This window comes from Amycolatopsis sp. NPDC089917 (assembly GCF_040684635.1).
In the GTDB taxonomy this organism is placed as follows: Bacteria; Actinomycetota; Actinomycetes; order Mycobacteriales; family Pseudonocardiaceae; genus Amycolatopsis.
In genome coordinates this window covers 1-20,387 of the sequence record NZ_JBFBGL010000021.1, presented here as the reverse complement: position 1 = coordinate 20,387, position 20,387 = coordinate 1, and the positions used below count along the sequence as shown (strand labels likewise).

At 68.7% G+C, this 20,387-nt stretch carries 20 protein-coding genes and 1 tRNA gene; 14 read left to right on the top strand and 7 right to left on the bottom strand.

Annotation, left to right across the window (positions count from 1 at the left end; translation table 11 throughout):
- Nucleotides 1–31 precede the first annotated feature (31 nt).
- Together AB0N89_RS17355 and AB0N89_RS17350 are read right to left on the bottom strand one after the other, a co-directional pair.
- Entirely contained in the window at nt 32–1,780 is a 1,749-nt protein-coding gene (locus AB0N89_RS17355; RefSeq protein ID WP_364205435.1) for a GGDEF domain-containing protein, read from the bottom strand.
- Nucleotides 1,781–1,823: 43 nt separating this feature from the next.
- Nucleotides 1,824–1,895, bottom strand: a tRNA-Gln gene (locus tag AB0N89_RS17350).
- A 174-nt stretch (nt 1,896–2,069) separates the two neighbouring features.
- Here AB0N89_RS17350 and AB0N89_RS17345 point away from each other — a divergent pair.
- The 3 genes from AB0N89_RS17345 to AB0N89_RS17335 all read left to right on the top strand — a co-directional run bounded on the left by AB0N89_RS17345 (nt 2,070) and on the right by AB0N89_RS17335 (nt 4,433).
- On the top strand, nt 2,070–3,020 hold the full coding sequence (locus AB0N89_RS17345) for a fatty acid desaturase (RefSeq protein WP_364205433.1): 951 nt from the start codon (nt 2,070–2,072) through the stop codon (nt 3,018–3,020).
- Between the two features lie 98 nt (nt 3,021–3,118).
- Complete coding sequence (locus tag AB0N89_RS17340) at nt 3,119–3,712, top strand: TetR/AcrR family transcriptional regulator (protein WP_026466989.1); 594 nt, start codon at nt 3,119–3,121, stop codon at nt 3,710–3,712.
- An 82-nt stretch (nt 3,713–3,794) separates the two neighbouring features.
- Complete coding sequence (locus tag AB0N89_RS17335) at nt 3,795–4,433, top strand: hypothetical protein (RefSeq protein WP_364205431.1); 639 nt, start codon at nt 3,795–3,797, stop codon at nt 4,431–4,433.
- 3 nt (nt 4,434–4,436) lie between these two features.
- Here AB0N89_RS17335 and AB0N89_RS17330 read toward each other — a convergent pair whose 3' ends face one another.
- Both AB0N89_RS17330 and AB0N89_RS17325 read right to left on the bottom strand, forming a co-directional pair.
- Nucleotides 4,437–4,829: an NUDIX domain-containing protein gene (locus AB0N89_RS17330; protein ID WP_364205429.1), complete on the bottom strand. Its 393-nt coding sequence runs from the start codon at nt 4,827–4,829 to the stop codon at nt 4,437–4,439.
- A 3-nt stretch (nt 4,830–4,832) separates the two neighbouring features.
- Nucleotides 4,833–5,354, bottom strand: coding sequence for an isochorismatase family protein (locus tag AB0N89_RS17325; RefSeq protein ID WP_364205427.1), 522 nt, complete (start codon nt 5,352–5,354; stop codon nt 4,833–4,835).
- A gap of 31 nt (nt 5,355–5,385) precedes the next feature.
- On the opposite strand from AB0N89_RS17325, the gene AB0N89_RS17320 reads away from it, so the two are divergent.
- Nucleotides 5,386–6,111: an SDR family oxidoreductase gene (locus AB0N89_RS17320; protein ID WP_364205426.1), complete on the top strand. Its 726-nt coding sequence runs from the start codon at nt 5,386–5,388 to the stop codon at nt 6,109–6,111.
- Here the strand turns inward: AB0N89_RS17320 and AB0N89_RS17315 are convergent.
- Both AB0N89_RS17315 and AB0N89_RS17310 read right to left on the bottom strand, forming a co-directional pair.
- Nucleotides 6,108–7,292: a PQQ-dependent sugar dehydrogenase gene (locus tag AB0N89_RS17315; RefSeq protein WP_364205604.1), complete on the bottom strand. Its 1,185-nt coding sequence runs from the start codon at nt 7,290–7,292 to the stop codon at nt 6,108–6,110. The genes AB0N89_RS17320 and AB0N89_RS17315 overlap by 4 nt on opposite strands.
- A gap of 47 nt (nt 7,293–7,339) precedes the next feature.
- Nucleotides 7,340–8,104, bottom strand: a complete 765-nt coding sequence (locus AB0N89_RS17310) for a helix-turn-helix transcriptional regulator (RefSeq protein ID WP_364205424.1) — start codon at nt 8,102–8,104, stop codon at nt 7,340–7,342.
- An 86-nt stretch (nt 8,105–8,190) separates the two neighbouring features.
- Here AB0N89_RS17310 and AB0N89_RS17305 point away from each other — a divergent pair, with 86 nt between their 5' ends.
- The 4 genes from AB0N89_RS17305 to AB0N89_RS17290 all read left to right on the top strand — a co-directional run bounded on the left by AB0N89_RS17305 (nt 8,191) and on the right by AB0N89_RS17290 (nt 14,700).
- Nucleotides 8,191–9,105 carry an LLM class flavin-dependent oxidoreductase gene (locus AB0N89_RS17305; protein ID WP_364205422.1) on the top strand — a complete coding sequence of 305 codons (915 nt, stop codon included), beginning with the start codon at nt 8,191–8,193 and terminating at the stop codon, nt 9,103–9,105.
- Between the two features lie 56 nt (nt 9,106–9,161).
- The gene (gene mfd, locus AB0N89_RS17300; RefSeq protein ID WP_364205602.1) at nt 9,162–12,716 is read left to right on the top strand and encodes a transcription-repair coupling factor; all 3,555 of its coding nucleotides are present in this window, start codon (nt 9,162–9,164) and stop codon (nt 12,714–12,716) included.
- Between the two features lie 62 nt (nt 12,717–12,778).
- Nucleotides 12,779–13,783, top strand: a complete 1,005-nt coding sequence (locus tag AB0N89_RS17295; RefSeq protein ID WP_364205420.1) for a hypothetical protein — start codon at nt 12,779–12,781, stop codon at nt 13,781–13,783.
- Nucleotides 13,780–14,700 (top strand): MazG family protein, encoded by a 921-nt coding sequence (locus tag AB0N89_RS17290; protein WP_364205419.1) that lies wholly within the window; start codon nt 13,780–13,782, stop codon nt 14,698–14,700. Before AB0N89_RS17295 ends, AB0N89_RS17290 begins: the two co-directional genes overlap by 4 nt.
- On the opposite strand, the gene AB0N89_RS17285 is transcribed toward AB0N89_RS17290, so the two are convergent.
- Nucleotides 14,697–15,611, bottom strand: a complete 915-nt coding sequence (locus AB0N89_RS17285; RefSeq protein ID WP_364205417.1) for an NADP-dependent oxidoreductase — start codon at nt 15,609–15,611, stop codon at nt 14,697–14,699. The two genes, AB0N89_RS17290 and AB0N89_RS17285, sit on opposite strands and share 4 nt — an antisense overlap.
- A 67-nt stretch (nt 15,612–15,678) precedes the next feature.
- On the opposite strand from AB0N89_RS17285, the gene AB0N89_RS17280 reads away from it, so the two are divergent.
- From AB0N89_RS17280 to AB0N89_RS17255, 6 genes are read left to right on the top strand one after another with little or no spacing between them, the layout of a single operon-like run.
- The gene (locus tag AB0N89_RS17280; protein WP_364205416.1) at nt 15,679–16,095 is read left to right on the top strand and encodes a helix-turn-helix domain-containing protein; all 417 of its coding nucleotides are present in this window, start codon (nt 15,679–15,681) and stop codon (nt 16,093–16,095) included.
- Nucleotides 16,096–16,149: 54 nt separating this feature from the next.
- On the top strand, nt 16,150–16,692 hold the full coding sequence (locus AB0N89_RS17275) for an RNA polymerase sigma factor (protein WP_364205414.1): 543 nt from the start codon (nt 16,150–16,152) through the stop codon (nt 16,690–16,692).
- Nucleotides 16,689–17,504 carry a zf-HC2 domain-containing protein gene (locus AB0N89_RS17270; RefSeq protein WP_364205412.1) on the top strand — a complete coding sequence of 272 codons (816 nt, stop codon included), beginning with the start codon at nt 16,689–16,691 and terminating at the stop codon, nt 17,502–17,504. Before AB0N89_RS17275 ends, AB0N89_RS17270 begins: the two co-directional genes overlap by 4 nt.
- An 18-nt stretch (nt 17,505–17,522) precedes the next feature.
- Entirely contained in the window at nt 17,523–18,326 is an 804-nt protein-coding gene (locus AB0N89_RS17265; protein ID WP_364205600.1) for an ABC transporter ATP-binding protein, read from the top strand.
- The gene (locus AB0N89_RS17260; protein ID WP_364205410.1) at nt 18,323–19,696 is read left to right on the top strand and encodes a hypothetical protein; all 1,374 of its coding nucleotides are present in this window, start codon (nt 18,323–18,325) and stop codon (nt 19,694–19,696) included. The genes AB0N89_RS17265 and AB0N89_RS17260 overlap by 4 nt, the downstream gene beginning before the upstream one ends.
- Complete coding sequence (locus AB0N89_RS17255) at nt 19,693–20,265, top strand: hypothetical protein (RefSeq protein ID WP_364205408.1); 573 nt, start codon at nt 19,693–19,695, stop codon at nt 20,263–20,265. Before AB0N89_RS17260 ends, AB0N89_RS17255 begins: the two co-directional genes overlap by 4 nt.
- Nucleotides 20,266–20,387: the final 122 nt, after the last annotated feature.

Here is a 20,387-nt window from a genome sequence, read left to right as displayed (position 1 = left end):
TTTCACCAACGGTGGTTGTCGGGCATTGATCCTACGTGGGCTGCTCGGAGTCCCACGCGGGGTCGGTCGGAGCATCCTCGCCAGGCCATCCGGTCACCGGATCGATGGCCATCGAGTTCACCGACGAAACCTGGTTCCCGCCGCCGCGTTTCGCCTGGTACATGGCCGCGTCGGCGCGTGCCAGGACCTGTTCCGCGCGCTCCTGCGGACGGAGCGAGACGAGACCCACGGAGAGGGTGACGCCGTGCGAAAGATGGTGCGGCAGAGATGCGACGGCATTCACAGAACGACCCAGCGCCTGTTTCGCCGCCGATGCCGGAGCCCCAGGTAGAAGCACGATGAACTCGTCTCCGCCGTATCGGGCGACGACGTCGTCGCCGCGCAGGGCGTCGCGCAGCGTGCTCGCGATGACACGGAGCACGTTGTCGCCCTCGGCGTGCGACTGCTTGTCGTTGACGTCCTTGAAACCGTCGAGGTCGACGAGCGCGACCGCGAGCGGCTGGGCGTCCGCGGATGACGCCAGCGAACGGAGCTTTTCGTCGAGCGCGCGCCGGTTCGGCAGCCCGGTGAGCGGGTCCTGCAGGGCCTGCTGGGTGATCGCGCCGTGTTCGGCGGACAGACGTTCGTGCTCCCGGCGCGCGTTGAGCGTGGCGATCTGCGATTCCCGCAGCGACCACATCTCCGTTTCCAGGATGGTCGCGTAGTCGATCAGCGACTGGCTCGCCCCGGACGCGTAGTCCGGGGTGGTGTCGAGCCTGGCCAGCTCGCGGGCGAGGTTCAACCGCATCGAAGGCAGCGAGTTGTCCTCATTGTCTTCGCGGACCTCTTTGAGCACCTGCAGCGCGTCCTCGCGGCGGCCGTCGTTGTCCAGGCATCGCGCCAGCGCGATGGCGATGATCTCGCGTTCGTGCGGGAACACCAGTTCCGGGTTCAGCAGCGAGTTCAGCCGGTCGATATGCGACGAATCGGGCGAGGCCAGCGCGGCCGCCGCGGCGAGCACGCCGACCTGGTCGACCGCGGGCAGGTTGGCCTTGCGCGGGAACAGCGACTCGGTGAACGGGCCTTCGGCGGCCTGCGCCATCGAAGCCGCGGTGCGGAACTTGTCCGCTCCCTCGTCGTAGCGCTCGATGCGTTCGAGCCGCAGGCCCCAGCCCAGTAGCATCTTGACCCGGTTGATCAGCTGGAGCGCGATCTCGTGCGGGCTCGCGCTGTCGCGGATCGCCTGCGCGGCGCGGGCGATGGCCTCCTCGGCCGCTTCGTAGACGCCCAGCTGGTTCAGCACCAGCCAGCAGTCGACAAGGGTCGTGGACAGCATCCTGTCCCAGTTGCGCCTGCCGACCTGCCGGTCCGGGACGGCGGAGTCGTCGAGGATGGCCAGCGCCCTGGCGATCTCGGTGAGGGCGGCGTCCTCCTGCTTGGCGATCACCAGGCGACGGCCGCGCATGGCGTGCGCGTCGGCCCGCATCAGCGCGAGACCGTGCCGCCTGGTGTGCGCGAGCATCTCGTCGAGCCTGGGTTCGGCTTCGGCGGCGAGACCGCGGGTGACCAGCCGGGCCATCGCGGAGTACCGCAGCAGCTGGGCGACCAGCAGCGGTTCGCCGCGGCGCTGCGTCTCGTCGAGGAGTTCGTCGAGGCTGGTGACGATGTCCAGCTGTTCGGCGAAGCTGACGCGCTGTATGGCCGCCCCGAGTTCACGCGCGCGACCGTAGAGCCAGGCGTCGGACATCTCCGCAAGCGCCGGCCGCCTGCCACTGGTCGTCGCGTCCTCGGTCAGCCGCACACACCCCCACCGTTGAAAACGCCGCTGGTCATCTGTTCGTCTGCTCCGCCGCCAGGATTCGAACCTGAACTGTCAGAACCAAAATCTGAAGTGCTGCCGATTACACTACGGCGGATCGATCCTGGTCAGGATAGCCATGCCGGGGACCTCCGCGTGCGCCCGGGGGTTGCCTCGCGGTCGCGGGCACTCCACAGGGGGCGAAACCTCCTGTACCGTAACTTACGGCATCGTAGGTAAGGTCACCCTTAGGGAATCCCTCGAGGGTCGCGCGTAGAAAAGAAGTGACTGCATGACGGCTACCCTGGACCAGTCCCAGAAGCCCGCGAAGGGCCCCAAGCCGGTAACCGACGGACAGCGATCGAGCGCCGTGCAGCTGTCGGTCTACCTCGGGGTCATCTTCCCGCTCGCCGCCCTGCTCGCGGCTGTTCCGTTCGCCTGGGGCTGGGGACTGACCTGGGTCGACGTCGGCCTGTTCGTGGTCTTCTACGCGATCAGCGGACTCGGAATCACCGTCTCGTACCACCGGTACTTCACGCACGGCTCGTTCAAGGCCAAGCCGTGGCTGCGCGTCGTGATGGCGATCGCCGGCAGCATGGCCGTCCAGGGTCCCGTGATCACCTGGGTCGCCGACCACCGGCGCCACCACGCCTTCTCCGACCGCGACGGCGACCCGCATTCGCCGTGGCTGTTCGGCACCTCGCCGCTCGCCATCGCCAAGGGTTTCTGGCACGCGCACATGGGCTGGCTGTTCGACCGCGACCAGAGCAACGCCGAACGGTTCGCGCCGGACCTGCTGAAGGATCCGGCCATCAAGAAGGTCGACGACCTGTTCTGGCTGTGGAGCCTGCTCACCCTGGTGCTGCCCGCGATCCTGGGCGGGCTGATCACCTGGTCGTTCTGGGGCGCGGTGACCGCGTTCTTCTGGGCCGGGCTGGTGCGCGTCTGCGTGCTGCACCACGTGACCTGGTCGGTCAACTCGGTCTGCCACATGATCGGCGAGCGCCCGTTCGCCGCCCGCGACAAGTCGGCCAACTTCTGGCCGCTGGCGATCTTCTCCTTCGGTGAGTCGTGGCACAACCTGCACCACGCCGACCCGACTTCGGCGCGGCACGGCGTGCAGCGCGGCCAGATCGACCTTTCCGCGCGGCTCATCTGGATCTTCGAGAAGTTCGGCTGGGCCTATGACGTGCGCTGGCCGACCCCGCAGCGTCTCGCGCGTATCGCCACCGAAAGCAAATAGCGAGGTCACGTTAGTCTTCTGCAATGGCGGGGAGACGGCGAACCAAACGTGAAGCGGTCACCGGGGCGCGTCCGGTCGCTCCGGTGGCCCGGGTGCGGATGACGGGGAGCGAGCGCAGGCAGCAGTTGCTCAACGTCGCCAGGGCCCTTTTCGCGGAGAAGGGTTTCGAAGGCACTTCCATCGAGGAGATCGCGCATCGCGCGAACGTCTCCAAACCGGTGGTGTATGAGCACTTCGGCGGCAAAGAAGGCATCTACGCCGTCGTCGTCGACCGCGAGACCCAGCTCCTGCTCGACAGGATGGTGTCCACCCTCCACGGTGGACACCCGAGAGTGATGCTGGAGCAGGCGGCGATCGCGCTGCTCTCCTACGTCGAGGACTCGCACGACGGCTTCCGCATCCTGGTGCGGGATTCGCCCGTCGCGAGTTCGACGGGCACGTTCTCTACGGTTTTGAACGACATCGCCAGCCAGGTCGAGCACATCCTCGCGCAGCAGTTCGCCGCGCGGGGCTACGACGAGAAGCTGGCCGCGTTGTACGCGCAGGCGCTCGTCGGGATGGTCGCGCTGACCGGGCAATGGTGGCTCGACGCCCGCAAACCGAAGCGGGACGAGGTCGCCGCGCATCTGGTCAACCTCGCCTGGAACGGGCTGTCCAATTTGGAGCACAAGCCCAAGCTGCGACTGCACTGAGATCTGCGTCGCGCTGCAGTAACGTTTCCCCGGCGATGAGCGCTAGGTCCCCCAAAGAGATCATCCGACTGGGGGAAACACCGTGGAGAACTATCCCGCGCCCGCCGTGGAACCGCTGCTGCCACAGAAGAAGAGAACGTGGCTGAAGCCCGTCATCCGCCTGGGCATCTTCGCCGTCATCGCCGTGGTCGCGTTCTTCATCGCGAATCCGTTCACGGCGTCGAGCACCGAGATCGGCGCCTGTCTCACGGGCAGCGTCGACAAGGCGGACAGCGTCAAGAACACCGAATGCGGAAAGCCCGACGCGAACTTCAAGGTCGTCGGAAAACAGGACAACAAGTCGGAAATCGGACTTCGGCTTTCGGGCGGATCCGAATGCGACGACTACCCGACGACCGACGCTTACTTCTTCCAGGGAAGGAAGGGCGCCAGTGACGGCACCCTGCTCTGCCTGGAGGACCTGAAGAACCCGGGCGAGCGGGCGCCGGTCGTCGGCGATTGCCTGCCCGACGGGGTGGTCGAGGCGAAGAAACTCACGAAGGCGGACTGCGCGACAGCGCGGTACAAGGTCCTCGCCATCGAAAAGAGCGCGACCTTCCTCGTCGACGGCAGCACGGTGTGCACCCAGGTGCCGTCGACCGACGAGAAGGTCCAGTGGCAGCGGTCGGGCGGCACGCTTCCGCAGACGCGGGTGCTGTGCCTGGACGACCTCAAGAAGTAGCGGTCAGCGCAGGAGGCCGGTCTCCCGCAGGTGGTCGAAGATGATCTTGTCCACCGCGGAGATCCGGTCCCTGTCCTCGTAGCCCAGCCACGCGACTTCCTCGATCTCGCTGCTGGCCGCGAGTGTCCCGCTGAATTCGGCGGTGTAGCAGGTCATGCGGACCACGAGCCCCGCCGAGTGCCCGTCGGCCTGCGCTTCGAAGACCCCGGCGGACGCGACGGTCGCCGGGGTGATCTCCACGGTCAGTTCCTCGCGGATCTCCCGGACCAGCGTCTCGGTGTCGCTTTCGCCGGGTTCGCGTTTCCCGCCGGGCAGGTAGAAGACGGACTTGCCGCGCGAGCGAGTGCTCAGGATCCGGCCGTCCACCAAGTGCAGCCAAGCGATTTTGTCGATCACGGCTCAGCCCAGTGCCGCGGCGGTCTCGGCGGTCGTGAGCACTTCGCCCAGCCGAGGGAAGACCTTCGTGATCGCCGATTCGTGCGAGATCGCGGCGATCCCGGTCATCGCGTCCGAAACGGCGATGGTCTCGTAGGCGTGGTCGACGGCGGCCCGCAGCGTCGACTCGACGCCGTACTCGGTGGCGATCCCGCCGAGCACCAGGGTCTTCACGCCGAGCCCGCGCAGGAGCTCGTCCAGGCCGGTGCCGTAGAACGCGCCGATCGTGTTCTTGGTGATCAGGTGCTCGCCTTCGCGGGGCGTCAGCTCGGCGACCAGTTCGCTGCCGGGCGGCTGCTCGTCGACGCCCGGCCGGTGCGCCCGCACGTGGACGATCGGTGAGCCGGCCGCGCTGAAGGCGTCCCGCAGCAGAACGGCGTTCGCGACGACCTCGGTGCCTTCGAGCGGCGTGGTCTCCAAGGCGACGATCCGTGTCTGGAGGTCGATCAGGACGAGCGCAGTCGTCGCGGGGTCGATCTTCGTCATGAGGGGAGCCTAGTGTGCCTATGCTGATCGCATGGGGCAGTACAGGGAAGTAGTGATCACCGGCGGCGGAACGGGAATCGGTTACGCGGTCGCGGCGGCGTTCGCCGCGCAGGGCGACCGGGTGACGATCACCGGCCGTCGCGAACAGGTCCTCACCGAGGCCGCGACGTTGCTCGGCGCGAACCCGGTCCCGTTCGACGCGGCCGATCCGGACGCGGTGGAGCGCGCGCTGGCCGAACTGCCGGAGCGGGTCGACGTCCTGGTCAACAACGCGGGCGGGAACACCGATTTCCGGAACGGATCCGCCGAAGACCTGAAGTCGTTCGCCGCGAACTGGCAGGCCAATCTGGACGCGAACGTGTTCAGTGCCGTGCTGGTCACCCGTGCCCTGCGGGAACGGTTCGCCGACGGCGCGCGGATCGTCACCATCGGCTCCATCGCCGCGCGCACCGGAGCCGGTTCCTACGGTGCCGCGAAGGCCGCGCTGGAGGCGTGGAACGTCGACGTGGCAAGGGAATTCGGGCCGCGCGGGATCACCGCGAACATCGTCGCGCCCGGTCTGGTCGGGGACACCGAGTTCTTCGACGGCAAGCTGTCCGACGAGCGCCGGGCGTGGCTCGTCGGCAACACGCTGACCAAACGCGCCGGCGAGCCCGTGGATGTCGCCGAAGTGGTGGCCTTCCTGGCGAGCCCGGCCGCGCGGCACGTCACCGGCCAGGTCGTCCACGTCAACGGCGGCGCGTACCTGGGCCGCTAGGCGCCCAGGGTGACGCGCAGCAGTTTGTCGTCCTCGCCTTCCGAAGTCGTGATGTAGAGGGCGCCGTCCGGTCCGTTCCGGACGGCGCGCAGCCTGCCGAACTTGTCGTCGAACTCGGGCGGCAAGGTCACTTCGGTGACCTTGCCGGTGTTGTCGAGACGGAACAGCAGGAGTTTCTGTCCCTTCAACGCGGTCACGGCGAGCGAACCTTCGAGTGCGCCCCACCGCGATCCGGTGAGGAACTCCGCACCGCAGATCGCCTCGGTGATCTCGCCGGTTGTCCACAAAGGACCGACCGTGTCCGGGAAGCGTTGCTTGTCGGTCATCGGGACGCTTTCGTCGTAACTCGTCTCGGTGCCGCCCTTGGACGGGTCCCAGCCGTAGTTCGCGCCGGCACGTTCCAGGTTGACCTCGTCGTCGATGGTCGGCCCGTGCTCGGCGGTGAACACCTGCCCGGTGCCCGGCCGGACCGTGACGCCCTGGACGTTGCGATGCCCGTAGGTGAACACGCGCTGTTCGTTCGGATTCGCCGACGTGATGAACGGGTTGTCCGGCAACGGGTTCCCGGTCTTCGCGTCGATCCGCAGCACCTTGCCGCCGAGGCTCGTGCGGTCCTGCGGATGCTGCGGACGGGCGGTGTCGCCGGTCCCGACGAGCAGCGCGCCGTCCGCGCCGAACGTGGGACGGCAGCCCGAATGCCTGCCGCTGGGGTTCACCGGCAGCCCGGTCAGCAGGTCCTTGACCTTCGTGGCGCTCGCGTCGTCCTCCGAAAGCTGCCACGTGACCAGCCGGATGTCGACGGCGTTGTCGCCTTCCTTGTGGGTCTGGCAGGTGATGAACTCGCGCGACGTCGCGAAGTCCTTGCTGATCACCATCCCCATCAGACCGCCTTCGCCACGCACGAGGACGTCGGAGAAATCGGCGGTGACGTCGCGTTTCGTGCCGCCGTCGACCAGGGCGAGCTTGCCGGGCCGCTGGGTGACGAGGATCTTGCCGTCCGGGAGGAAGCCGACGTCCCAGCCGTGTTCGAGTCCGGCCGTCACCTGCTCGACCTTCAGCTTCGACACGGCGGGCTTCGAGGTGACGGGCGGTGCGCTCTGCACCGATTCGCTCGACGCCCCGGAACAGGCCGTGACCAGCGAGAACACTGAGGCGAACGCGACGACGGCGGTAGTGCGCATGGCATCAGCATGCCAGCCTCGCGAATCGCCCGCGAGGAACGAACCGGTCATCCGGTGAGGATCGCGGCGGTTTCGGCGTCGGCGGGCAGGAAGGTCTCCAGCTTCAGTTCCGACACCGTGACGTCGGCGGCGGTCGCGAACGTCGTGATGGCCGTGATCAGCCGCAGTTCACCCGCCGAAGTGGACAGGCGCATCGGCACGGCGAACCCGAGATGGTCCGGGCCGGGCGGTCCCGGCGCCGGAACGTAGCTTTCGAGTTCGGCCAGCAGCGCCGTGAGCCGCTCGTCCGGGGCGTGCGCGATCTCCTGCGTCAACCGTTCCAGGATGTGCCGCGCCCAATCCGCGAGGTTCCGCACCCGCGGCGCCATCCCCCGCGGATGCAGGGCGAGCCGCAGGGTGTTGACCGGTTCCTCCAGCAGTTCCGGCGCCACGTCCTCGAAGAGCAGGTCGAGCGCGTCGTTGCGGGCGACGAGCACGCCGTAGCGGTCGACCACGATGGCCGGATAGGGCCGGTGCCCGTCGAGCAGCCGGCGCATCCCGTCGAGGACCGGCTTCAGCTTCGGGTCGCCCAGTTCCGTTTCGGGGAAACCGGGCGCGAACCCGGCCGCGAGCAGCAGGCCGTTGCGTTCCCGGAGCGGGAGTTCGAGCGATTCGGCGACCCGCAGCACCAGGCCGCGGCCGGGGATCGACCGGCCGCCCTCCAGGAAGCTCACATGCCGTTGGGTGGTTCCGGCCCGGATCGCCAGTTCCAGCTGGGACAGCCGCCGCCGTTCGCGCCAGCCCCGGAGCGCGGGGCCGAATCCGGAAACCATGGTCGTCATCTTGGCGGAGCCGCGTTCGGCGCCGCTATTCCCTCGAAGGAATTGAAGCCATTCCCCGCCGCGGAGAAGCTCACGACATGAAATTCGGTCTGGTCGTTCCCACTTATCGGTCCATCCTCGACGCCGGGCGCACCGCTCCGGGAATGGTCGCCGTCGCGGTCGAAGCCGAACGTCTCGGCCTCGATTCGGTCTGGGTCGGCGACACGCTCGCGAAGGCGCCCATCGATCCGTTGACCGTGCTCGGCGCGTTTGCCGCCAGAACCGAGCGGGTCACGCTCGGCACTGCGGCGCTGCTCCCGGCCCTGCGTGATCCGGTCCTTTCCGCGAACGCGATCCTCTCGCTCGACCTGCTCAGCCAGGGCCGGATCACGCTCGGCGTCGGCGCGGGGTTCGCGGGCCGCAGCGAACCCGAATTCGCCTTCACCCGCGTCCCGTGGGAACGCCGCCGCGCCCGGCTCGACGACATCGTCGCGCTGTGGCGGCACGTCTGGAGCGGGAAGAGCGGTCCGTTCCACGGCGAAGTGCTGCACTACGACACCCTTCCGGAGTACCCGGAGCCGTACCGTCCCGGTGGTCCGCCGGTATGGCTGGCCGCGTTCACCCCCGGTGCGTTGAAGCGAGTGGGACGGTCATACGACGGCTGGCTGCCGTATCCGCCCGACGTCGCGGACTACGTCGACGGACTCGCGAAGATCCGCGAAGCCGCCGTACGCCCTGTGACACCCGCGCTGTTCGCGACGGTGCTCATCGAAGACGACCCGATCCGGGCACGCGAGCGCCTGGAGGACTACGCGCGGCGGAATTACGGCGTCCCGCTGGACTTCGTCGAGAAGATCCAGGTGCAGATCGCGGGCAGCCGGGACGAGGTCGCCGAAAGGCTCCGCGAATACGGGGAAGCGGGCGCCGAGCACGTGCTGATCCGCATCGCGACGCAGGAACCGGCCGAGTTCGACGAGCAGCTCCCGAGGGTGGTCGACGCCCTGCCCGGGTAATCGCGCGGCGGACTGTCGGTGCCCCCACGTAGGCTGGGACGGTGACAAACGCTCCATTGTCCGGACTCCTTCATTCCATCCTTCCCGATCCGGCCCTTCGCGGGGTCGTCGAGCGGGCCGGTGCCCCGGTGCTCGAACTCCAGGGCGCGATCGCCACCCGCCAGCTGGTCGCGGGCGCCCTCGCCGCGGACGAGGGCGCCGGCCGCCCCGTGCTCGCGGTGACCGCCACCGGCCGCGAGGCCGACGAGCTGACAGCTTCACTGAAGTCGTTCCTCGGCGAAGACGCCGTCGTCGACTTCCCGTCCTGGGAGACGCTGCCGCACGAGCGGCTGTCTCCGCGGGCGGACACCGTCGGGCGGCGGCTGGAGGTGCTGCACCGGCTCGAGACGGGCAAGGACGGTCTGCGGGTCGTCGTCGCGACCGTCCGCAGCCTCATCCAGCCGATGGCTCCGGGACTCGGTTCGCTCGCGCCGATCGACCTGGTCGTCGGCGAGGAGCAGAGTTTCGAAGGGCTGCTGGACAGGCTGGTCGAGCTCGCGTACACGCGGGTGGACATGGTCGAGAAGCGCGGCGAGTTCGCCGTGCGCGGCGGCATCCTCGACCTGTTCGGGCCGACGGCGCAGCATCCGGTCCGGGTCGAGTTCTGGGGCGATGAGGTCAGCGAGATCCGCGCGTTCGCGGTGTCCGACCAGCGGTCGCTGCCGGGCGAGATCCGGCACGTCAGCGCGCCGCCGTGCCGTGAGCTGCTGCTCACGGACCCGGTCCGCGCGAAGGCCGCCGAGCTGGCGACGACGTACGAGGCGGACGCGCAGCTCACCGAGATGCTCACCAAGCTGTCCGGCGGGATCCCCGTCGAGGGCATGGAGGCGCTCATCCCCGTGCTGTGCGAGGGCGAGCTCGACCTGCTGACCGACGCGATGCCGCAGGGCACGCACGTCCTGCTGGCCGATCCGGAGAAGATCCGCGCCCGCGCGGCCGACCTGGTCCGCACCGGGCAGGAGTTCCTCGAAGCCTCCTGGACCACGGCCGCCGCGGGGGGCCAGGCGCCGATCGACCTCGGCGCGTCCGCGTACCGGGACCTCGCGGAGATCGCGAAGCACGCTCAAGAGACGAAGCGCCCCTGGTGGACGCTGACACAGCTGGCCAGCGACGATCCGGACGTCTATCGCGTCTCGGTCGAGGCCGCGCCGAACTATCGCGGCGAGGTCGAGCGCGCGACGACCGACCTGCGCGCGCACACGGCCGCGGGCGGGACGGCCGTGCTCGTCGTGGCTGGGCACGGCACCGCGACCCGCGCCGTCGAGCAGCTGTCGGCGGGCGAGGTCCCCGCGTCGCTCGCGGAAGGCATCACCGGACCGCTGACGCCCGGCGTCGTGACGGTGACGTGCGGCGGTCTTTCGGACGGTTTCGTCTCGCCGGAGCGCGCGCTCGTCGTGCTGTCCGAGTCGGACCTGACCGGCCGGGGCTCCGGCGCCGGAACGTCCACAAAGGACTTCAGTACCAAGATGCCGTCGCGGCGCCGCAACGCCGTGGACCCGCTGGCCCTCAAGGCGGGCGACTACGTCGTGCACGATCAGCACGGCATCGGGCGGTTCGTCGAGATGGTGCAGCGCACCGTCGCCGGCGCGACGCGCGAGTACCTGCTGCTGGAGTACGCCTCCTCCAAGCGCGGGCATCCGGGAGACCGGCTGTTCGTCCCGACCGACCAGCTCGACGAGGTCTCCCGCTACGTCGGTGGAGAGCTGCCGACGCTGAACAAGCTCGGCGGGTCGGACTGGAAGAACACCAAGGCCAAGGCGAAGAAAGCGGTCAAGGAGATCGCCGCCGAACTCGTGCAGCTCTACGCCGCGCGGCAGGCCGCGCCGGGGCACGCGTTCGCGCAGGACACCCCGTGGCAGGGCGAGCTGGAGGACGCCTTCCAGTTCACCGAGACCAACGATCAGCTCGCCGCGATCGACGAGGTCAAGTCGGACATGGAACGCGGTGTCCCGATGGACCGCGTCATCTGCGGCGACGTCGGCTACGGCAAGACGGAGATCGCGGTGCGCGCGGCGTTCAAGGCGGTGCAGGACGGCAAGCAGGTCGCGGTGCTGGTGCCCACGACGCTGCTCGCGCAGCAGCACCTCAACACCTTCACCGAACGGATGAGTTCGTTCCCGGTGAAGATCAAGGGACTTTCGCGGTTCACCTCGAGGCCCGAGTCGGACGCGATCCTCGAACAGCTCGCCTCCGGCGACGTCGACATCGTGATCGGCACGCACCGCCTGCTGCAGACCGGGATCCGGTACAAGGACCTCGGCCTGGTGATCGTCGACGAGGAGCAGCGGTTCGGCGTCGAGCACAAGGAGCACATCAAGGCGCTGCGGACGCACGTCGACGTCCTCACGATGTCGGCGACCCCGATCCCGCGCACGCTGGAGATGTCGCTCGCCGGGATCCGCGAGATGTCCACGATCCTGACCCCACCCGAGGACAGGCACCCGATCCTGACCTACGTCGGCGCGTACGACGACAAGCAGGTCGGCGCCGCGATCCGCCGCGAGCTGCTGCGCGACGGTCAGGTCTTCTATGTGCACAACAGGGTTTCCTCGATCGAGAAGGCCGCGAAGCGCATTCGCGAGCTGGTGCCGGAGGCGCGCGTCGTCACCGCGCACGGGCAGATGAACGAGGAGAAACTCGAGAAGATCATCCAGGGGTTCTGGGAGAACGAGTACGACGTGCTCGTCTGCACCACGATCGTCGAGACCGGGCTGGACATCTCGAACGCCAACACGCTGTTGGTGGAACGCGGTGACCTGCTGGGGCTGGCGCAGCTGCACCAGCTGCGCGGCCGGGTCGGGCGCGGACGCGAGCGCGGGTACGCGTACTTCCTGTACCCGCCGGAGTCCCCGCTCACCGAGACGGCGCACGACCGGCTCGCGACCATCGCGCAGAACACCGAACTGGGCGCGGGCATGGCCGTCGCGATGAAGGACCTGGAGATCCGCGGCGCGGGCAACATCCTCGGCGCGGAGCAGTCCGGGCACATCGCGGGCGTCGGTTTCGATCTGTACGTGCGGCTCGTCGGCGAAGCGGTCGACGCGTTCCGGCGGCACGCCGGAGCGGAGACGTCGGAGGAAGAGGAGCTCGCCGAGGTTCGCGTGGATCTTCCAGTGGACGCGCACATCCCGCACGACTACGTCCCGGGCGAGCGGCTGCGGCTGGAGGCGTACCGCAAGATCGCGGCCGCGCCGGACCAGACCGGGCTCGACGCCGTACGCGAGGAACTGATCGACCGATACGGCCAGCCGCCCGCCCCGGTGCGGCGGCTGCTCGCCGTCGCCGCGTTCCGGCACACCTGCCGCGCGGCGGGGGTCACCGAGGTCGCCGTCCAGGGCACGTCGATCCGGTTCGCGCCGCTGCCGCTGGCGGATTCGCAGATGGTCCGGCTGAAGCGCTTGTACCCCAAGGCTCTCTACAAGGCGGTGACGAACACGGTTTCCGTGCCGAAACCGACCGAAGGTCCGGCAGGCGGCCGCATCGGCGCTCCGGCGTTGCGGGACGAGGAACTTCTCGACTGGTGCGCGAAGCTGCTGACGAATCTGATGAAGTCACCGGCACCCGTCGCGTGAGCGAATCGCGACTCACGACCTGGTTCTCTCCGCCGGATCGGTATGAGAGGGTAGGCGCTGTGATGCGGATCATGGGGCGCCGTCGCGCGCTGGTCGGGGTTCTTGCCGGTTCTCTCCTTCTCGCCGGCTGCAACGCCGGACCCGGGCAGGTCGGCGCGGCGGTGATCGTCGACGGCAAGACCGTTTCGGTGGATCACGTGCAGCAGATGATCGACAAGGCCGTCCGCGAGCACCCGTACGGGCAGCAGCTCGCCAAGGAGCACAAGCTCGACCTAGTCGGCCGCGAGATCGTGCGCCAGGAGATCCTCCACGACCTCACCGAGCGTGCCGCTCAGCGGGAAGGCATCCGGGTCGACGAAACCCTCGTCGTGAACGCGTTGCAGAACGATCCGCTGGCGAAGCCGATGGAGGCCAACCAGCAGAACGATCCCGCGATCAGCGTCCAGCAGCTCGTGGCGCGCGTGCGGGACCACCGCGATTCCCTGGTCGACGCCGCGCTGCAGACCCAGCTCGCGATGAAGTACCTGGACAAGCTCACCGTCACCTTCGATTTCAGCTCGGTCTCTTCGACCGACGCCACCGGCTCCGACGCGGACAAGCTGCGCGAGCAGGCGATCGAGAAGGCCCGGAAGTTCGCCGCCTCGCCGAACGCGGCCGCCGAACTGATCGCGCAGGACCAGCAAGCCTCCGACACGCAGGCGGGCACCGGCCAGAAGCTGCCGGCGCTGCAGTCGCCCGCGACCGCGGCCACCGTCCTCTTCGGTCTCGAACCCAACACCGTCGCCGCTTTCCAGCCGACTCCGCAGCAGCCGCTGTGGGTCGTGGTCGTGGTGCGTGAACGGGCCGCCGACAAGCCCGTCGCGTCGGATCAGGCCACCCAGCCCAGCGCTCAGCAGCTGGCCGGAGTGGGTATCCGGCTCCTGCAGCCGTACCTCGAGCAGGTCGACCTCAAGGTCAACCCGCGCTACGGCGTGTGGGATGTTGTCGGCATGGACCTCGCGCCCAACGAAGCTTCGAAGAAGGGCATCGTGCTGCCTGTGCACGGTGCCGCCCCGCAAAACCCGTGACCGCTGCCGTCGTCGTGATCGCCCGCGGGGCGACACTGCCCGCCGAGGCACTTTCGATCTTGCGAAGCAGTCATGCCGTGTACGCGGCTTCCGACGTCGATCCTGACGTTTTCGGGGTGCCTTCGCTCGGCGACGCACAGGCGCGCGACGTCGTGCTCATCGCCGGTTCGCGCCGGGAACCGACGGCCGCGGCGCTGATCAGCTCAGGCGCGCGAGTGCTCGAAGCACTCGTTCCGCCGCTGGTCGAGGCCGCCGAGGTGATGGACCGCCTGCGTTCGCCGGGCGGGTGCCCGTGGGACGCCGTCCAGACCCACGAGTCGCTGCGTCAGTACCTGGTCGAGGAGACCTACGAGCTGCTCGACGCGATCGAAGAAGGTGACAGGGCCGCGTTGCGCGAGGAGCTCGGCGACGTCCTGCTCCAGGTGCTGTTCCACGCGCGCGTCGCCATCGAGGACGTGAACGACCCGTTCGGGATCGACGAGGTCGCGTCCGAACTGGTCGCGAAACTCGTCGGTCGTCATCCGCACGTGTTCGCCGATGCCCCGCGGGTCGAGACCGTCGGCGACCAGAACCTCAAATGGGAAGAACTGAAGCAGGCCGAGAAGAGCCGGAAATCCATCGTGGACGGCGTCGCGCTCGGGCAGCCCGCCGTGGCGCTGGCCGGGAAGCTCGGCCAGCGCAGCGGTCGCGCCGGGATCCCGCTCGACCTGTTCCCCGAAGGCTCCGAAGCGGCGGCCCAGCTGTTCCGGGTGGCGGCGACCGCTCGCCGGGCGGGCATCGATCCCGAAGGCGAGCTCCGCGCCGTGGCGAAGCGGTTCGCACAGGACATCCGCGCCGCCGAGCAGGCCGCCCGCGACGCCGGTCTCGAACCGACGACGCTGGAGGCCGACGGCTGGCGCAAGTTCTGGCCGAACTAGATCGTCAGCACGAGCTTGCCCCGGACGCGTCCGGACTCGCTCAGTTCGTGCGCCTTCGCCGCCTGTTCGAGAGGGAGGACGTCGGAGATCGAAACCCGTAGCGAACCGGCGTCGGCCAAAGTGGCGATTTCGGCGAGATCCGATCCGGATGGCGTCACGTAGAACTCGGTGAAACGGAAGCCGAGGTCTTCGGCCTTCCGCCGGACCTCCGTCCGGTCCGGACCGTGCCCGACGATGTCGATCAGCGAACCTCCCGGTTTCAGCGTGTCCAGGGACCGGGGGCCGTAATCGCCGGAGATCGGGTCCAGCACGACATCGATGACCTGCGATTTTGAAAAATCGCAGGTCGTGTAGTCGATCAGTTCGTCCGCGCCGAGATCCCGCAGGAACGCGTGCTTCGTCTCCCGGGCGGTCCCGATGACGTACGCGCCCCGGGCCTTCGCGATCTGGACGGCGAGGTGGCCGACCCCGCCCGCCGCGGCGTGGACGAGCACCCGGTGTCCCGGCCCGACCGGGAACACCCTGGTGAACGGCTGCCACGCGGTCAGCGCCGCGATCGGGAGCGCGGCCGCCTCGACGTGATCGAGACTTTTCGGTTTCAGCGCGAGTGCGTCTTCGCCGACCGCGACGTACTCGGCGTACGAGCCGTTCGGCGGGAACGTGACGCCGTAGACCTCGTCGCCGGGCCGGAACCGCGTCCCGGCCGAGTCGACCACGCCCGAGAAGTCGAGTCCGACGGTCAGCGGCGGGTCGACGGCGACCAGCCCGTTCCGGATCTTCCAATCGGCGGGATTCACCCCGGCGGCGTGGACACGCACCAGGACCTGACCCTCGCCCGGAACGGGCTTTTCCGATTCGGTGAGCCGAAGAACGCCGGGCCCGCCGAACGAGTTCTGCTGGATCTTTCGCATGGGAAAAAGCATGTCGGCGTTCGGTACCCGTTGTGAAGTAGGCACTCTCCTGATATCTAGGTACCTCATGGGTACCAACGATGAGCGGCGGTTGTTCGAGGAATGGGTGGCCGTGCACGGCCGCGACTGCCCATCCAGGACGGTCATCGAGGTGCTCGCGAACAAGTGGGCGCTCTACGTCCTCGGCGCGATCCGGCGCTATGAGCGGCCGATGCGGTTCAGCGAACTTCGCCGTCTGCTCGACGGCATCACGCAGAAGATGCTGACCCAGACACTCCGCGCCCTGGAACGGGACGGACTGATCCGCCGGGACGTCTATCCCACCGTCCCGCCGCGGGTCGAGTACGGACTCACCCCGCTCGGCGTCGACGTCGGCAAGCTGACGAACGCCGTGGCCGAATGGGCCGTCGAAAACGTCGACCAGATCTTCGCCGCCCGCTCCGCGTTCGACGAGAAAGCGGCCACGCCCGCGCAGCCGCTGTGATGCGGAACACAATCAGGTGAGAACCGATTCCGCGACCTCGACGTCTTGCCGGGTGTGAAGGGAACGGAACCGGACGAAGAGCAGCTCGTCCGCCGCACGGCCAAAGGTGACCGCGCGGCTTTCGAGGAGCTCTACCGCCGCACGTCGCCGTGGCTGGCCGTACGCCTGCGTCGTCGCTGCGCCGACGAGCAGATCGTCGCCGAGGTGATGCAGGAGACGTACCTCGCGGTCTGGCGCGCGGCCGGGGCGTTCGCCGGTTCGGCCGTCGGCGGGAGCGCCGTCGGCTGGTTGTGGACGATCGCCGCGCGGCGGCTGGTCGACGCCTTCCGCCGCCGGGCGAAGCACGCTCAGCCGCTGCCGGTCGCGGAAGCGGCCGTCTCACCGGCGGCCGAGGACGAGGCGCTGGCCGGAGCGGTCGGCGACCACGTCGGCGACGCGCTGCGCCGGCTCGCTCCCGAACTGCGGCAGGTTCTGCAGGCCATGGTGCTCAACGGACTGACCGTCCGGGAGACCGCGGTCCTGCTCGGCCTGCCGGAAGGAACCGTCAAGACCCGCGCCAGGCGGGCTCGGATCGCGATGCGGGAGGCGCTGTCGTGAACAAGGAACACGTGTCGGAGCGGCTCCTCGCCGGCTACGTCCGCGGAGACGACGGTTTGACGGGCGACGAGGTCTGGGCGGTCGAAGCCCATCTCGAATCGTGCGCGGAATGCCGGGGGAGGCTGTCCGTGGTCAGCCCGCCGACGGTGTCGGCGCTGGTGAACGACGTCTGGGCGGGGCTGGGGCCGAAACTGGCCGAAACGGGACCGGGGCGGTCGCGAAGCCGGTGGGCCGGGCGGCTGCACACCTGGGTGACACCGGTGATGCTGCCATGGCTGGTGATGATCATCCTGATTCCGGCGATCGGCTTCCTGCTGGACGGGGACGGCTTCGTCTGGAGCGGGCACTACTCGTTCGTCCAGCTCTTCTCGCCGGTGCTGCCGGTGCTCGGGGTCGCGGTGTCCTGGTCCAAGGGGCTCGATCCCGCCTACGAACTGGTCACTTCCGCGCCGAGGGGCGGGTTCTACCTGGTGTTGCGCAGGACGACGGCGGTCCTCGCCGTCGTCCTGCCGATACAGGCCCTCGCGGGCTGGATCGCGGGCGGCGGATTCGGGCTCGGGCTCCTGCCGAGCCTGGCCTTCACCACCGGGACGCTCGCGCTCGGCGGGCTGATCGGCGTGACCCGGGCGGCGTACGTCCTGGCAGGGGTCTGGATGGCGGTGGTCCTGGCGCCCGCGGTGGCTTCGCGGGGACGCGCCACCGCACTCGATCCTCACTTGCTTCCGGTGTGGGGCGTGATCTTCGCGCTGACCGCGGTCGTGGTGGTGCTCCGGCGGAGCTCCTTCGGCCTGCTCAGCGGAACCGAACGATAGAACGAAGGGGAGAACATGATGCGAGCTGTCGGGGCCGCGGAGGTCGCGCCGACGACCTACGCGTGGCAGATCAAAGCGGAGGGCCTGAAAGTCCGGGTCGGCAAACGCAAGTTCGCCGTGAACGGGCTCGATCTGGAACTCGGCACGGGGGTGCACGGTCTGCTCGGCCCGAACGGGGCCGGGAAGACCACGCTGATCCGGGCACTGGCGACGGTGCTCCGGCCGGCGGAGGGAGGGCTGGCGCTGCTCGGTGAGTCCGTCGGGGGGTTCACCGATCAGCGCCGCCTGCGCCGTCGGATCGGCTATCTGCCACAGAATTTCGGCTACTACAAGCGGTTCACCGTCCGCGAGTTCGTCGAGTACATCGCGTGGCTCAAGGAAATGTCCAAAGAGGACATCCCGGGGGCGGTGCAGCGTTCGATCGAGCGGGTCGGCCTCGCCGATCGCGCCGACGACAAGATGAAGACGCTCTCCGGCGGCATGGTGCGGCGGGTCGGGATCGCGCAGGCGATCGTGAACGATCCGGACGTCCTCCTGCTGGACGAGCCGACCGCCGGACTCGATCCGGCGCAGCGGGTGCGCTTTCGGGATCTCATGCAGGAACTGGGGCGTGACGCCTGCGTGGTCGTGTCGACGCACCTCGTCGAGGACGTCGCGACCGCGTGCACCGACGTCGTCTTGTTCGAAAGCGGGAAACTCGTCTTCCAGGGGACTCCGGACGAGTTGGCGGCGGCGGGGAGCACGGAACACGTCGGGGACAGCCCGATCGAGCGCGGGTACTCGGCCCTGCTGGGGCACGAGCCGGGGAAGGGGAACTGGTGAACACGCGGATTCTGCGGATCGAACTCCGCCGCACCATCGCCCCGTGGGCCGCTCTCGCGATCCTCGTCGTCGCGTTCGGGTTCCTGTATTCATTCAGTGGTCCGTGGACGAGGGCACCGCTGGCCTGGGACGAGCATTGGGGGCTCGCCGCGCAGTGGAGCCGGTTCCTGCTGGTGTTCCTGTGGCCGATCGCGATCGGCGCCGGTGCCATCCAGGGCATGCGGGACAGCCGGTCCGGCACGGCCGAACTCATGACGACCATGCCGCGTCCCGGGTGGCAGCGGTCCGCGAAACTCGCAGGCGCGCTGGGTGGCCTGCTGGTGCTGGGCTACTTACTGGTCTTCGCCGCCGGCGCCGTCCAGACGATCTTCAACGGCGGGTTCTTCAGTTTCGGCTGGTTGCCGATCATCGTGGTCGGTGTGCTCGCGATGCTCGCGGGTGCCTGGATCGGGCTCGGGATCGGCCGGTTGCTGCCGCATCCGCTGACGGCGCCCGCGGTGGCCGTCGCCGCTCTCGTGACCATGCTCGTGTTCCAGATCGGCGGGTCGGAAGGCAGCGTGATCTTCGGAGCCGTTCCGCTCCGGGTCGCTTTGCTCGCTCCCGCGATGGACGTCGTCAACGATCCGTTCACGACCACTTCGGGCAGGATGGATCTCGGCCAAGGCGTCTGGTTGGCCGGGCTGGCCGCGACCGGGTTCCTCCTGCTGGCGGTTCGCTCCACTCGGGCGAAGGCTCTCGCGGTCATCCCCGCGCTGGTGGCGGTCGCGATCGCCTTGCCCGTTCTTCCCGGCAGCACGGCCGAAGCCAAGGTCGCCGACTCGCGCGCGACGGCGATGGTCTGTGACGGCCCGGTCTGTGTACCCGGCGCGATGGAGTACGAACTCTCCCGGCTCGCCGGGCCCGGCAAGGAAGCGTTGCGGCTGATGGGAACGCTGCCGGATCCGCCGGTCAAGGTCGTGGTGCAGGACCGGCGGCTGGACTACGAAGAGGTGCCGCCGCGTGCCGCTGGCACCGTCTACGTGGACCTGATGGATTGGTCCGTCCGTTCGCTCTTGCAACCGGACGACGTGACGCGGGCGCTGGTCGCCGGTGCCGGGACGCCGACCTGCTACTCCCTCCACGGCGTCGACAGGTCCTTCTCGGACGAACTCGCCGCGCGGACGATCACGTCGAGCTGGTTCCTCGGCGAGTGGAAGCTGCCCGAGCGTTCCTGGATGAGCGACGAGATGAAGAGCGAGGTCGTCCAGAAGCAGGAGATCTTCCGTGCCCTTCCGGCCGATGTGCAGCGCGACCGGATCATCGCGGTGCGGCAGGCGGGCCTGACCTGTCAAGGCAACCAGCTCGACATCCTGCTCGGCGGTGCGCGATGAGATGGGCGGTGCTGTACGCCCGCTCGCGTGCCATGCCCGTGTCGTTCGCGGCGCTGGCGGTGAGCATGGCGGTGATCTGGTTCCTGGCACGGGACCGCTGGTCGATGATCCCGGTTTCCCTGGCGCTCCTGGTGGCGATCGCGGTGACCGCCATCGGCCTCAGCGGTCAGGACGTCGATCTCGACCGGACCGCCGCGATCCGCTGGGTGCCTCGTCGTGGCCTGCATCTCCTGCTGATCGGCGGCCTCGCCGTCGGTGCCGTGCTGCTGCCGCGGCTGTGGGAGGCGGATCGGGTCCCGGTGGAGATCATCCTGCGGAACGCGGGCGGTCTGCTCGGTCTCGTCGGGATCGCCGCGGCGCTGGTGGGAGGGGCCTTCGGGTGGACGTTGCCGCTGTTCGTGTTCGTCGTCTCGTTCGTGGTCTGGGCCACCACGTCGGGCACGGACACCACGCACCTGGTGATCACCTGGCTCTTCCAGCCCACCGACGTGGCCGCGGCCACGTGGACCGCCGTGGTGCTCGCTGTGGCGGGCCTCGGGACCTACATGGTCTTCGGCAACCGCCGCTGACCCCACGCCGGATGTCATGAAAGGGTCGTTCCTGACGAAATTCGTCAGGAACGAACCAATAATGACAAACCGGGGTCAAAAGGACCGCTTTGGGCGGGACATGGGGGGCGGGTCCTGGTCCG

What these genes read in the sequence shown, in the direction of transcription:
- AB0N89_RS17345 (WP_364205433.1), top strand. Translation starts at nt 2,070, where the DNA reads ATGACGGCTACCCTGGACCAGTCCCAGAAGCCCGCGAAGGGCCCCAAG.
- AB0N89_RS17340 (WP_026466989.1), top strand. Translation starts at nt 3,119, where the DNA reads ATGACGGGGAGCGAGCGCAGGCAGCAGTTGCTCAACGTCGCCAGGGCC.
- AB0N89_RS17325 (WP_364205427.1), bottom strand. Translation starts at nt 5,354, where the DNA reads ATGACGAAGATCGACCCCGCGACGACTGCGCTCGTCCTGATCGACCTC.
- AB0N89_RS17320 (WP_364205426.1), top strand. Translation starts at nt 5,386, where the DNA reads ATGGGGCAGTACAGGGAAGTAGTGATCACCGGCGGCGGAACGGGAATC.
- AB0N89_RS17315 (WP_364205604.1), bottom strand. Translation starts at nt 7,292, where the DNA reads ATGCGCACTACCGCCGTCGTCGCGTTCGCCTCAGTGTTCTCGCTGGTC.
- AB0N89_RS17310 (WP_364205424.1), bottom strand. Translation starts at nt 8,104, where the DNA reads ATGGTTTCCGGATTCGGCCCCGCGCTCCGGGGCTGGCGCGAACGGCGG.
- AB0N89_RS17305 (WP_364205422.1), top strand. Translation starts at nt 8,191, where the DNA reads ATGAAATTCGGTCTGGTCGTTCCCACTTATCGGTCCATCCTCGACGCC.
- AB0N89_RS17295 (WP_364205420.1), top strand. Translation starts at nt 12,779, where the DNA reads ATGCGGATCATGGGGCGCCGTCGCGCGCTGGTCGGGGTTCTTGCCGGT.
- AB0N89_RS17285 (WP_364205417.1), bottom strand. Translation starts at nt 15,611, where the DNA reads ATGCGAAAGATCCAGCAGAACTCGTTCGGCGGGCCCGGCGTTCTTCGG.
- AB0N89_RS17280 (WP_364205416.1), top strand. Translation starts at nt 15,679, where the DNA reads ATGGGTACCAACGATGAGCGGCGGTTGTTCGAGGAATGGGTGGCCGTG.
- AB0N89_RS17265 (WP_364205600.1), top strand. Translation starts at nt 17,523, where the DNA reads ATGCGAGCTGTCGGGGCCGCGGAGGTCGCGCCGACGACCTACGCGTGG.
- AB0N89_RS17255 (WP_364205408.1), top strand. Translation starts at nt 19,693, where the DNA reads ATGAGATGGGCGGTGCTGTACGCCCGCTCGCGTGCCATGCCCGTGTCG.